General features: G+C 71.1%; 7 protein-coding genes. 4 read left to right on the top strand and 3 right to left on the bottom strand.

All coding sequences use genetic code 11. The features are described 5' to 3' along the window. Positions 1-3: 3 nt before the first annotated feature. Complete coding sequence (locus WBG99_RS27230; RefSeq protein WP_338898825.1) at positions 4-1581, bottom strand: ADP-ribosylglycohydrolase family protein; 1578 nt, start codon at positions 1579-1581, stop codon at positions 4-6. Beyond that, entirely contained in the window at positions 1578-2732 is a 1155-nt protein-coding gene (locus WBG99_RS27235) for an ADP-ribosylglycohydrolase family protein (protein WP_338898826.1), read from the bottom strand. The genes WBG99_RS27230 and WBG99_RS27235 overlap by 4 nt, the downstream gene beginning before the upstream one ends. A 290-nt stretch (positions 2733-3022) precedes the next feature. Here WBG99_RS27235 and WBG99_RS27240 point away from each other — a divergent pair, with 290 nt between their 5' ends. From WBG99_RS27240 to WBG99_RS27250, 3 genes are all read left to right on the top strand, one after another. Continuing rightward, positions 3023-3751 (top strand): VIT1/CCC1 transporter family protein, encoded by a 729-nt coding sequence (locus tag WBG99_RS27240; RefSeq protein WP_338898827.1) that lies wholly within the window; start codon positions 3023-3025, stop codon positions 3749-3751. Positions 3752-4123: 372 nt separating this feature from the next. Beyond that, a complete protein-coding gene (gene gltB / locus WBG99_RS27245; RefSeq protein WP_338900508.1) occupies positions 4124-8734 on the top strand; it encodes a glutamate synthase large subunit in 4611 nt (1536 codons plus the stop codon). After that, positions 8727-10190 (top strand): glutamate synthase subunit beta, encoded by a 1464-nt coding sequence (locus WBG99_RS27250; RefSeq protein ID WP_338898828.1) that lies wholly within the window; start codon positions 8727-8729, stop codon positions 10188-10190. Before gltB ends, WBG99_RS27250 begins: the two co-directional genes overlap by 8 nt. A gap of 190 nt (positions 10191-10380) precedes the next feature. Here WBG99_RS27250 and WBG99_RS27255 read toward each other — a convergent pair whose 3' ends face one another. After that, positions 10381-11310: a rhomboid family intramembrane serine protease gene (locus tag WBG99_RS27255; RefSeq protein WP_338898829.1), complete on the bottom strand. Its 930-nt coding sequence runs from the start codon at positions 11308-11310 to the stop codon at positions 10381-10383. Between the two features lie 189 nt (positions 11311-11499). Between WBG99_RS27255 and WBG99_RS27260 the strand changes: the two genes are divergently transcribed. Beyond that, positions 11500-12219 carry a VWA domain-containing protein gene (locus WBG99_RS27260; protein WP_338898830.1) on the top strand — a complete coding sequence of 240 codons (720 nt, stop codon included), beginning with the start codon at positions 11500-11502 and terminating at the stop codon, positions 12217-12219. The last annotated feature ends 28 nt before the right edge of the window (positions 12220-12247 follow it).

Genomic DNA, 12247 nt, shown 5'->3' on the forward strand with positions numbered 1-12247 from the left:
GAATCATCCTCCTGGGTTGGCGAGTTCCGCGGCTGCGAGAAGTTCGGCGAGGTGTACGAGGTCCGTGCCGGTGAGGCGGGGGAGGGCGCAGCCGGAGAGGGTGCGGCAGGCGTCCCGCCAGGCGCCGGGGATGGCGGCGGCGGCGCCGAGCGCGCCGGTCAGGGCGCCGGCGAGGGCCGGGGCTGAGTCGGCGACGCGGGAGAGGCAGGCGGCGGCGGGGACGGCCTCGGCGATCCGGCCGCGCGCGGCTGTGGCGAGGGCCAGGGCCACGGGGACGGTCTCGGCGGCGGCGATGCCGTAGCTGTAGACGTGGTCGACGATCTGGTGCTCGAGGAGCGGTACGAGAGCGAATGTGCCTTCTTTCCTGTGCCGGCGGGCGAGGTCCAGGGCGTGGCGGGCGTTGCGGCCGATCTCCGTCTCCTCGGGGAGTTCGGCGAGGGCGGCCTCCACGCAGTCACCGACGTCCGCGCCGACGAGCGCCAGCGCGAGCGCGGCGGCCATCGCGCGGGCGCCGTGCACGCCGTCGCCGTCCTGGGTGTACCGGGCGTCGAACTCGGCGAGTTCCGCCGCGAGTCGGGGGTCGCCCGGGTGGGCGACGGCGAGCACGCAGGCGCGTACGCAGGCGGCGTCGTCGAAGTAGTGGGGGTTGTCGTGGCCGGTGGCGGGTGGGCGCAGGCCGGCGGCGAGGTTACCGAGGCCGGCGCGGACGGAGATCCGGGCGCGCAGGGGGAGTACGGCGGACTCGACCTCGGGCGCGCGTTCGGCTGCCGCCGCGATCTCGCTGGCGACGGCGTTCCAGGACAGGTCGATCGAGGCGCGCGTGCGGCGCTCCAGGCTCAGGCCGCCGAGGGCGCCCGCGTCGCCGGCCCGCAGGAGGGCCTCCGCCGCGAACGCCGCCCACTCCGCGTCGTCGGAGGGGCCGAGGCGGAGCGGCTCGGGGGGCTGGTTGAGTGCGATGGGGACCGGCAGCGTGGTTGTGGCGTTCTGCTCGGCGAACGTGTCCAGCTCGCGGGTGAGGCGCCGGGTCCACTCCGGCATCCGGGCGGCCCGGTGCCGGGCGGCGGGCCAGCCGGCGGCGTCGCCCGCGGCGAGGCCGAGGAGGAGGCCCTCGATACGGCGGGCACCCGGGGGGCGTGTCGTGCCGGCCTCGGCTCCGCCTTCGGCCAGGGCGTTCCCACCCGCACCCGTGCGACTGTCGTCGTCGGGTGCGGGTGGCTCCCGTGGGGCGCCCTCGCCGCCGGTGACCGCACGTCCGGCCTCGATCGGCTTCGCCGCGAGCGGGGGTCGGGTTCTGGTGCGCTTCGCCACGACGGTGGGTTCGAGTGGGGCAAGCTTCGCCGTGAGCGTACGTTCGGCTTCGGTCGGTTCTGCCGCGATCGGGGGCTGGGCCCGGGTGGGCTTCGCCACGAGGGTGGGTTCGGTCCCGGTCGGGTTCGCCATGACCGTGCCTTCGGCTTCGGTGTGCTCCGCCGTGAGCGGGAGTTCCGTTCCGGCCGTGCTCTTCGCCCGCGGGGTGGGTGTCGAGGCGGGCGTCGTCCTCTCGCGCGGCTCGGGCTCGTGCCACGCAGTGGGCGGGGTCATGCGGGGGTCTCCGTCTGGTCGTCCGCCGCGAGGGTGAAGGCGCTCGGGTCCGGTGGTGGCCACTCTGCGCGGTGCAGGGGTTCCGTGTCGGTACCTCGCTTCTCGCGCTCGTCCGGTGTCCGTTTCCGGCCCTCGCCCGGTACCCACTTCCCGCCCTCACCCGGTACCAGGAGTTCCGCCACGTCCAGCACGTGGTGGCCGGTCATGGAGGGGAGGCAGCTGCCTCTTGCCGGGCCGATCGCGGCGGCCCACTCGGGTGGGATCGACGATGCTCCCCGGGTCGCGCCGGCCAGCGCGCCGGCGACGGCGGCGGTCGTGTCGGCGTCGCGGCCCATGTTGACGGCGGTGAGGACGGACTCGGTGAAGTCGCCGTCGGCCGCCGTGTAGGCGCCGAAGGCGAGGGCGACGGCTTCGGGGGCGAGGTCGGTCCAGGGGTAGCCGCCGATGACGACGGCGGAGCGGACCGCGCGTTCGCCGCGGTGGGCGACGGCCACCGCCCGGCGCAGGGAGCGGGCGGTCCAGGAGTCGTCGGGGACGGCGGCGAGGGCGGAGGCCACGACCGCGATGGTGGGGGCGCCCGCCATGGCCGCCGCCACGCCGGCGGCGACCGCCTGGCCGCCGTAGATGCCCTCGCCGTCGTGGCTGACCGAGCCGTCGACGGCGACCAGGCGGGCGGCTTCCGCGGGTCGGCCCGCCGCGAAGACGCCGAAGGGGGCCGCGCGCATGGCCAGGCCGTCGCTCCAGGCGTGCCGGTGCTGGGCGGAGATCGGCGCGGCAAGGCCCCGGCGGAGGTTCTCCAGGGTGCCGCGTTCGCTGAAGCCGGCGCCCCGGAACGGTCCCTCGTCCAGATCCGCGATCCACTGGTGCCAGGCCGTCTCCACATGCGCGACGGTGAGCGCCGAGCCGTGCCGGGCCAGCAGCAGCCCGGAGAAGATGGCGTACTCGGTGTCGTCCGTCCCCGCGGGGGTCTGCGCCACGTACCCCGTGATGCGCCCCCAGCGCGCACGGATCTCGGAGGGCTTCATGTTCTCGGCGGGCGCACCCAGTGCGTCCCCGACGGCGAGCCCGAGCATGGCCCCACGTGCCCGTTCACGGAGGCCGGCGGCGTCCCCCGGCGCCGGAACCGGAGGAATACAGACGATGGAAGGCATATGGCGCCTCTCTGACCCGGTGGGCAGATCTGGCCCGATGGGCAGTTGATCCGCTCTGAGGATTTCCGAGATTTCCCAGCTTTCGCTGGGAAGATCCCTGCCACATCGGGTGCTTCGGCGGCCCCGGAACGCCTCCGTATCACCCGGTCGACATCTGTGCAGGGTCATATACGAATGAGCGGAAGCGTTCCTCGAACAAGTCGAGAGGGCTCGTCCGGACGCCTGGCGGAGCCGGGTAAGTACGGCCTTCCTTGCTGGCAGAAGCGATTATCCGAGCGTACGTTCGAGATATGGCGATCGTTGAGACCGAGGCCGCGCCGCACGAGGCGCACCGCGACAACCACACCCACCGGGACGTCAACGGAGGCTGGCTGCGGCCGGCCGTGTTCGGGGCGATGGACGGACTCGTGTCCAACCTGGCGCTGATGACGGGTGTGGCGGGCGGATCGATGGGCCGGGAGGCGATCGTCGTCGCCGGTCTCGCGGGGCTCGCCGCCGGGGCCTTCTCCATGGCCGCCGGCGAATACACCTCCGTCGCCTCGCAGCGTGAACTCGTCGAGGCCGAGCTCGACGTCGAACGGCGGGAGTTGCGCCAGCATCCCCAGGACGAGGAGAAGGAGCTGGCCGCGCTGTACGAGGCGCGCGGTGTCGAGCCGGGGCTCGCGCGTGAGGTGGCGAGCCAGCTGTCGCGCGACGCCGAGCGGGCTCTGGAGATCCATGCGCGCGAGGAGTTGGGGGTCGACCCCGGTGGCCTTCCCTCGCCGGTCGTCGCCGCCGTGTCGAGCTTCGGCGCCTTCGCGGTGGGCGCCCTGCTGCCCGTCCTGCCGTATCTGCTCGGTGCGAGCGCGCTGTGGCCGGCCGTGCTGGTGGCGCTCGTCGGGCTCTTCGGGTGCGGCGCGGTGGTGGCCAGGGTGACGGCCAGAACCTGGTGGTTCAGCGGACTGCGTCAGCTGGCCCTGGGGGGCGCCGCGGCGGGTGTGACGTATGCCCTGGGCAGTCTGTTCGGTGCGGCCGTATGATGGATCGGGTGGCTATCTATACGAGGGGCCGCATAAATAGTCGTTACCAGGCGGTTTCGAATGCTTAACCACTGGGCATGAGCCGTAAGCGCCGCGGGCAATGACGCCCGTCAAGCAATCGAAGTGGTGGGCGACGACGCCTCCTGCGCCTCCGGTCGACCGACACCGATCTGTCCGGTCGACTCCCCCTTGAGTGCGCCACCGTGCGCAGTACCCCCTCCGCACCTGTGGCGTCCGCATGTTGGGACGAAGTATCCGCTTCCCGAGAATCGTTCCATCATGTAATCTGCACGAAATTTTGCACTTTACGCAGAGGGCCAGCGTCGTCCCTCGGCACTTTGCATATGCCAGATGACGACGACGGGAGAGCCGATGCGTACGCCGCGCCAGCCGTCCCAGCACTCCGCGAATGGCCAGAAGTGGTCGTTCATGGATGCTCGCCCTGCTGCGCAGGGTATGTACGACCCCCGCAACGAGCGCGACGCCTGTGGCGTCGGCTTCGTGGCCACCCTCACCGGCGAGGCGAGCCATGCGCTGGTCGAGCAGGCGCTCACGGTTCTGCGCAACCTGGAGCATCGCGGTGCCACCGGCTCCGAGCCCGACTCCGGTGACGGCGCCGGCATCCTCTCCCAGGTCCCCGACGCGTTCTTCCGTGAGGTGGCCGGGTTCGAGCTGCCCGAGGCCGGCTCGTACGCCGTCGGTACCGCCTTCCTGCCCGAGGAGGGCACGGAGGACGCCGTCGCCCGCATCGAGGCCATCGCGGCCGAGGAGGGCCTGACCGTCCTCGGCTGGCGCGAGGTGCCCGTCGCCCCCGAGCTGCTCGGCGCCACCGCCCGCTCGACGATGCCCGCCTTCCGTCAGGTCTTCGTCACCGACGGCACGGCCGCGTCCGCCACGGACATCGACCTCGACCGCAAGAGCTTCGTGCTGCGCAAGCGCGCCGAGCGCGAGGTCGACGTCTACTTCCCCTCGCTCTCCGCGCGGACCATCGTCTACAAGGGCATGCTGACCACCGGCCAGCTGGAGCCGTTCTTCCCGGACCTGTCCGACCGCCGCTTCGCCTCCGCGATCGCACTCGTGCACTCCCGGTTCTCCACGAACACCTTCCCGAGCTGGCCGCTCGCCCACCCGTACCGCTTCGTCGCGCACAACGGCGAGATCAACACCGTCAAGGGCAACCGCAACTGGATGGTGGCCCGCGAGTCCCAGCTGGTCTCCGACCTGTTCGGCCCGGCCGAGAAGCTGGAGCGGATCTTCCCGATCTGCACCCCGGACGCCTCCGACTCGGCGTCCTTCGACGAGGTCCTGGAACTGCTCCACCTCGGCGGACGCTCCCTGCCGCACTCCGTGCTGATGATGATCCCGGAGGCGTGGGAGAACCACGACTCCATGGACCCGGCCCGCCGCGCCTTCTACCAGTTCCACTCCACGCTGATGGAGCCCTGGGACGGTCCGGCCTGTGTCACCTTCACCGACGGCAGGCAGGTCGGCGCGGTCCTCGACCGCAACGGCCTGCGTCCCGGCCGCTACTGGGTCACCGACGACGGCCTCGTCGTCCTCGGCTCCGAGGTCGGCGTCCTCGACATCGACCCCGCCAAGGTCGTCCGCAAGGGCCGGCTGCAGCCCGGCCGGATGTTCCTCGTCGACACCGTCGAGCACCGCATCATCGAGGACGACGAGATCAAGGCCGGCCTCGCCGCCGAGCAGCCGTACGCGGACTGGCTGGAGGCCGGGGAGATCGAGCTCTCCGACCTGCCCGAGCGTGAGCACATCGTGCACACGCACGCCTCGGTCACCCGCCGCCAGCAGACCTTCGGCTACACCGAGGAGGAGCTGCGCGTCATCCTCGCGCCGATGGCCAAGGCCGGCGCCGAGCCCATCGGTTCCATGGGCACGGACTCGCCGATCGCCGCGCTGTCCTCCCGCCCGCGTCTGCTCTTCGACTACTTCACCCAGCTGTTCGCGCAGGTCACCAACCCGCCGCTGGACGCCATCCGCGAGGAGCTCGTGACCTCGCTGCGCTCCTCCCTCGGCCCGCAGGGCAACCTCCTGGAGACCACGGCCGCCTCCTGCCGCTCGGTCACCCTGCCCTTCCCGGTGATCGACAACGACGAGCTGGCCAAGCTCATCCACATCAACGCCGACGGCGACATGCCCGGCATGAAGGCCGCCACGCTCTCCGGTCTCTACCGGGTCTCCGGCGGCGGTGACGCCCTCGCCGCGCGCATCGAGGAGATCTGCGCCGAGGCCGACGCCGCCATCGACAACGGCGCCCGGCTGATCGTCCTCTCCGACCGCCACTCGGACGCCGAGCACGCGCCGATCCCGTCGCTGCTGCTCACCTCGGCCGTCCACCACCACCTCATCCGCACCAAGCAGCGCACCCAGGTGGGCCTGCTGGTCGAGGCCGGTGACGTCCGCGAGGTCCACCACGTCGCCCTGCTCATCGGCTTCGGCGCCGCGGCCGTCAACCCGTACCTGGCGATGGAGTCCGTCGAGGACCTCGTCCGCGCCGGAACGTTCCTGTCGGACATCGAGGCCGAGCAGGCGATCCGCAACCTGATCTACGCCCTCGGCAAGGGCGTCCTGAAGGTCATGTCCAAGATGGGCATCTCCACGGTCGCCTCCTACCGCGGCGCCCAGGTCTTCGAGGCCGTCGGCCTCTCGGACGAGTTCGTCGACACGTACTTCAACGGCACGGCCACCAAGATCGGCGGCGTCGGCATCGACGTCATCGCCAAGGAGGTAGCCGCCCGCCACGCCCAGGCGTACCCGGTCAGCGGCATCGCGCCGGCCCACCGTGCCCTGGAGATAGGCGGCGAGTACCAGTGGCGCCGTGAGGGCGAGCCGCACCTGTTCGACCCGGAGACGGTCTTCCGCCTCCAGCACTCCACGCGTACGCGCCGCTACGACATCTTCAAGAAGTACACGGACCGCGTGAACGAGCAGTCCGAGCGCCTGATGACGCTGCGCGGCCTGTTCGGCTTCAAGGCGGGCGAGGGCCGTGCGCCGATCCCCGTCGACGAGGTCGAGCCGGTCTCCGAGATCGTCAAGCGGTTCTCGACCGGCGCCATGTCGTACGGCTCCATCTCCCAGGAGGCGCACGAGACCCTCGCCATCGCCATGAACCAGCTGGGCGGCAAGTCCAACACCGGTGAGGGCGGTGAGGACGCCGAGCGCCTGTACGACCCGGCGCGCCGGTCCAGCATCAAGCAGGTCGCCTCCGGCCGCTTCGGCGTGACCTCCGAGTACCTGGTCAACGCGGACGACATCCAGATCAAGATGGCCCAGGGCGCCAAGCCCGGTGAGGGCGGTCAGCTGCCCGGCCACAAGGTGTACCCGTGGGTCGCCAAGACGCGTCACTCGACGCCGGGCGTCGGCCTCATCTCCCCGCCGCCGCACCACGACATCTACTCCATCGAGGACCTGGCCCAGCTGATCCACGACCTGAAGAACGCGAACCCGCAGGCGCGGATTCACGTCAAGCTTGTCTCGGAGGTCGGCGTCGGCACGGTCGCGGCCGGTGTGTCCAAGGCGCACGCGGACGTCGTCCTCATCTCCGGCCACGACGGCGGTACGGGTGCCTCCCCGCTCACCTCGCTGAAGCACGCGGGCGGCCCCTGGGAGCTCGGTCTCGCCGAGACCCAGCAGACACTGCTCCTGAACGGCCTGCGCGACCGCATCGTCGTGCAGACCGACGGCCAGCTGAAGACCGGCCGTGACGTCGTCATCGCCGCGCTGCTCGGCGCCGAGGAGTTCGGCTTCGCGACCGCGCCGCTGGTCGTCTCCGGCTGCGTCATGATGCGCGTCTGCCACCTGGACACCTGCCCGGTCGGCATCGCCACGCAGAACCCGACGCTCCGCGACCGGTTCGTCGGCAAGGCCGAGTACGTCGTGAACTTCTTCGAGTTCATCGCCGAGGAGGTCCGCGAGATCCTCGCCGAACTGGGCTTCCGCTCCATCGAGGAGGCCGTCGGCCACGCCGAGACGCTCGACGTGACCCGCGCGGTGAACCACTGGAAGGCACAGGGCCTGGACCTGGAGCCGCTGTTCCACGTGCCCGAGCTGCCCGAGGGCGCGGTCCGCCACCAGGTGATCGAGCAGGACCACGGCCTGGAGAAGGCGCTCGACAACGAGCTGATCAAGCTCGCCGGCGACGCCCTCGCCGCCTCGGACGCCACCGACGCCCAGCCGGTCCGCGCCCAGGTCAAGGTCCGCAACATCAACCGCACGGTCGGCACGATGCTCGGCCACGAGGTGACGAAGAAGTTCGGCGGCGCCGGTCTGCCCGACGACACCATCGACATCACCTTCACGGGCTCGGCGGGCCAGTCCTTCGGCGCGTTCCTGCCGCGCGGTGTCACGCTGCGCCTGGAGGGCGACGCCAACGACTACGTCGGCAAGGGCCTCTCCGGCGGCCGTGTGATCGTCCGTCCCGACCGGGGCGCCGACCATCTCGCCGAGTACTCGACGATCGCGGGCAACACCATCGCCTACGGCGCGACCGGCGGCGAGCTGTTCCTGCGCGGTCGTACGGGCGAGCGGTTCTGTGTCCGCAACTCCGGTGCCCTGGTGGTGTCCGAGGGCGTGGGCGACCACGGCTGCGAGTACATGACCGGCGGCCACGCGGTCGTCCTCGGCGAGACGGGCCGCAACTTCGCGGCCGGCATGTCGGGCGGCATCGCGTACGTCATCGACCTGAACCGCGACAACGTCAACGCCGGCAACGTGGGCGCCGTCGAGGCCCTGTCCGACGACGACAAGCAGTGGCTGCACGACGTGGTGCGCCGCCACGCCGAGGAGACCGGCTCGACGGTCGCCGAGAAGCTGCTCGCCGAGTGGCCCGTCGCCGTGGAGCGCTTCAGCAAGATCATCCCCAGTACGTACAAGGCTGTGCTCGCCGCCAAGGCCGCCGCCGAGCAGGCCGGTCTCTCCGAGACCGAGATCACCGAGAAGATGATGGAGGCGGCGATCAATGGCTGACCCGAAGGGCTTCCTCAACCACGGGCGCGAGGTCGCCAGGTCCCGCCCCGTCGACGTACGCCTGAAGGACTGGAACGAGGTCTACGTCCCCGGCTCCCTGCTGCCGATCATCAGCAAGCAGGCCAGCCGCTGCATGGACTGCGGCATCCCGTTCTGCCACAACGGCTGTCCGCTCGGGAACCTCATCCCCGAGTGGAACGACTACGCCTACCGCGAGGACTGGGAGGCGGCGTCGGAGCGGCTGCACGCGACGAACGACTTCCCGGAGTTCACCGGCCGCCTGTGCCCCGCTCCGTGCGAGTCGGCGTGTGTCCTCGGCATCAACCAGCCGGCCGTCACCATCAAGAACGTCGAGGTCTCGATCATCGACAAGGCGTGGGACAGCGGTGATGTCGCGCCGCAGATCCCGGAGCGCCTGTCCGGCAAGACGGTCGCGGTCATCGGCTCGGGCCCGGCGGGCCTGGCGGCGGCGCAGCAGCTGACGCGGGCCGGCCACACGGTCGCCGTGTACGAGCGCGCCGACCGCGTCGGCGGTCTGCTGCGCTACGGCATCCCCGAGTTCAAGATGGAGAAGCGGCACATCAACCGCCGTACCGAGCAGATGCGCGCGGAGGGCACCCGCTTCCGTACGGGCATCGAGATCGGCCGCGACCTCAAGGCGACGGACCTGAAGAAGCGGTACGACGCCGTCGTCATCGCGGCCGGCGCCACCACGGCCCGTGACCTCACGGTCCCCGGCCGCGAGCTGACCGGCATCCACCAGGCCATGGAGTACCTGCCCCTGGCCAACAAGGTCCAGGAGGGCGACTTCGTGGCGCCCCCCATCACGGCCGAGGGCAAGCACGTCGTCGTCATCGGCGGCGGCGACACGGGCGCGGACTGCGTGGGCACCGCCCACCGCCAGGGCGCGGCCTCCGTCACGCAGCTGGAGATCATGCCCAGGCCCGGCGACGACCGTGACCCGGTCTCCCAGCCCTGGCCGACCTTCCCGATGCTCTACAAGGTCACCTCGGCCCACGAGGAGGGCGGCGAGCGGGTCTACTCCGTCTCCACCACCCACTTCGAGGGCGACGAGGACGGCAACGTCCAGTGGCTGCACCTCACCGAGGTCGAGTTCATCGACGGCAGGCTGACCCCGAAGCCGGGCACGGAGCACAAGATCCCCGCCCAGCTGGTCACCCTCGCCATGGGCTTCACGGGCACCGACCGCGAGAACGGCCTGGTCGAGCAGTTCGGCCTGGAGCTCGACGAGCGGGGCAACATCGCCCGCGACGCCGACTTCCAGACCAACGTGCCGGGTGTCTTCGTGGCCGGTGACGCCGGCCGCGGGCAGTCGCTCATCGTGTGGGCGATCGCGGAAGGCCGCTCGGCGGCCCGTGGCTGCGACCGCTTCCTCACGGGCGCGAGCGACCTGCCCGCACCGATCCGTCCCACGGACCGCGCCCTGATGGCCTGACGGCTCAGAGGGCCTTCGGGCCAGAGGGCCTTCGGGCCAGAGGTTCGGAGAGGTTCAGCACGGTGACCTGAGGGTCACCCTCCACACGTCCCGTACAACGGCGTACGGAACACAGACGGCGCCTGCCCGCCAGTCCCCGACCGGACGACTGGGCAGGCGCCGTCGCATGTGCGGGCGCCGCGGGGGCCGCTCAGCCCGTCATCGCCGAGACCTTCCCCACTGCCAGCACCACCAACAGGGCCGACACCGCCACGCACGCCCCCGCCTGCACGAGTACCCGCCGCCGGTCCCGGGGCGCGTACGCGAACGCGAGCGCCACGGCCCCGCCTGTCAGCAGCCCCCCGAGGTGCCCCTGCCAGGAGGTGACCACCGCGGAGATGACCAGCCACACCAGCAGGCCGGCCATGAAGCGGTTGATCCCGCTCGGATCGGCCCCCAACCGGCGGGCCAGGACGTAGTACGCGGTGCAGACGCCGAAGATCGCGCCGGAGGCGCCCACCGTGCTGGTGTCGGGGGCGAGGAGGAGGACGAGGACGGAGCCGCCGAGGGCGGACAGCAGGTACAGGCTCAGGTAGCGGGCGCGGCCGAGCTGCAGTTCGACGATCCGGCCGACGTTCCACAGCGTGACCATGTTCATCACGATGTGGAGGATGCCGAAGGTGCCCTCGGTGGGCGGGATGTGGAGGAAGGCGCCGGTGAGGAGGCGGTACCACTCGCCGTCGATCACGCCCTCAGCCTGGAAGCCGGCCGGATAGGCGCTCTGCCAGACGTAGCGGAGGCCGTCCGGGCCGGCCAGGCCCCGGCCCAGCATCGCGAAGCCGTCCACGATCTCCGGGCGGAGCAGTTCGGCGACGTAGGCCACGACGTTCAGGCCGATCAGGACGTACGTCACCAGCGGCACCGTCGAGATCCGGCCGCCGAAGACCGTGCGGGCCTGACGGACCGCCCGCGCGCCCTCCTTCACACACTCCGGGCACTGGTGGCCCACGGCCGCGTCCCGCATGCAGTCCGGGCAGATGAACCGCTCGCAACGGGTGCAGCGGACGTACGACTCCACGCTCGGATGCCGGTAGCAGGTGCTGACGGCGGGCTCGGACGACGACGGGGACTCGGGTTCCACGGCCGGCTCCTTGTGGGTGTGGGGCTGATGACGAGCCGGTGGGGACGGCGGCGAACAAAATAGCGAACAGCCGGGTGGCAGGGGTTCGGGGGGTGCCGTGGTGGAAGCAACTCCGCCACGGCACCGCCGTGACCCCGTAATCTCGGCCTCCCACCGATATACCGCCCCGCACGCCAGGAGGGCCCCCGCATGCCCGCGATCAGCCTCAGCAAGGTGCGGGAAACCGCGCCCGCGCTCGTCGGTCTCTACGAGGCCGCCGGAATCTCCCTCGACAAACACGGGCTGAAAGGGCAGCGGGCCGCCGTCTACCTCGTGGTCGACCACAGTGGCTCCATGCGGCCGTACTACAAGGACGGCAGTGTGCAGGCCCTCGCCGATCGTGTGCTCGGACTGTCAGCGCAGTTCGACGACGACGGGAGTGTGCCGGTGGTCTTCTTCTCCACCGGGGTCGACGCCGTCACGGAGATCGGCCTCGCCGACCACCACGGCCGGATCGAGCGCATCGTGTCCGGGCTGGGGCACATGGGGAAGACGAACTACCACCTGGCGATGGACGCCGTCATCGACCACTACCTCGACCGCGCGGCCGGGGACCCGGCCTTCGTGGTGTTCCAGACGGACGGTGGGCCGACCAGCAAGCTCGCCGCCGAACGGTATGTGTGCAAGGCGGCGAGGCTGCCGTTGTTCTGGCAGTTCATCGGCTTCGGTGATCCGGACAGCAAGCAGTTCGACTTCCTGCGCGGGCTCGACGAGTTGGCGGTGCCGGGGAAGCGGGTCGTCGACAACGCCGGGTTTTTCCATGCCGGTTCGGATCCGGGAGCCGTCTCCGACGCGGAGTTGTACGACCGCCTGTTGGGGGAGTTCCCGAGTTGGCTGGCGGGGGCGCGGGCCCGGGAAATCGTCCGGTGACGCGTGGGTCGTCGACCGGTTCCGCACG

Origin of the sequence: Streptomyces sp. TG1A-60 (assembly GCF_037201975.1) — a bacterium.
Lineage (GTDB): Bacteria > Actinomycetota > Actinomycetes > Streptomycetales > Streptomycetaceae > Streptomyces.

Excerpts from the sequence above, each read along its gene's own strand:
- WBG99_RS27230 (WP_338898825.1), bottom strand. The coding sequence starts at position 1,581 with ATGACCCCGCCCACTGCGTGGCACGAGCCCGAGCCGCGCGAGAGGACG.
- WBG99_RS27235 (WP_338898826.1), bottom strand. The coding sequence starts at position 2,732 with ATGCCTTCCATCGTCTGTATTCCTCCGGTTCCGGCGCCGGGGGACGCC.
- WBG99_RS27240 (WP_338898827.1), top strand. The coding sequence starts at position 3,023 with ATGGCGATCGTTGAGACCGAGGCCGCGCCGCACGAGGCGCACCGCGAC.
- gltB (WP_338900508.1), top strand. The coding sequence starts at position 4,124 with ATGCGTACGCCGCGCCAGCCGTCCCAGCACTCCGCGAATGGCCAGAAG.
- WBG99_RS27250 (WP_338898828.1), top strand. The coding sequence starts at position 8,727 with ATGGCTGACCCGAAGGGCTTCCTCAACCACGGGCGCGAGGTCGCCAGG.
- WBG99_RS27260 (WP_338898830.1), top strand. The coding sequence starts at position 11,500 with ATGCCCGCGATCAGCCTCAGCAAGGTGCGGGAAACCGCGCCCGCGCTC.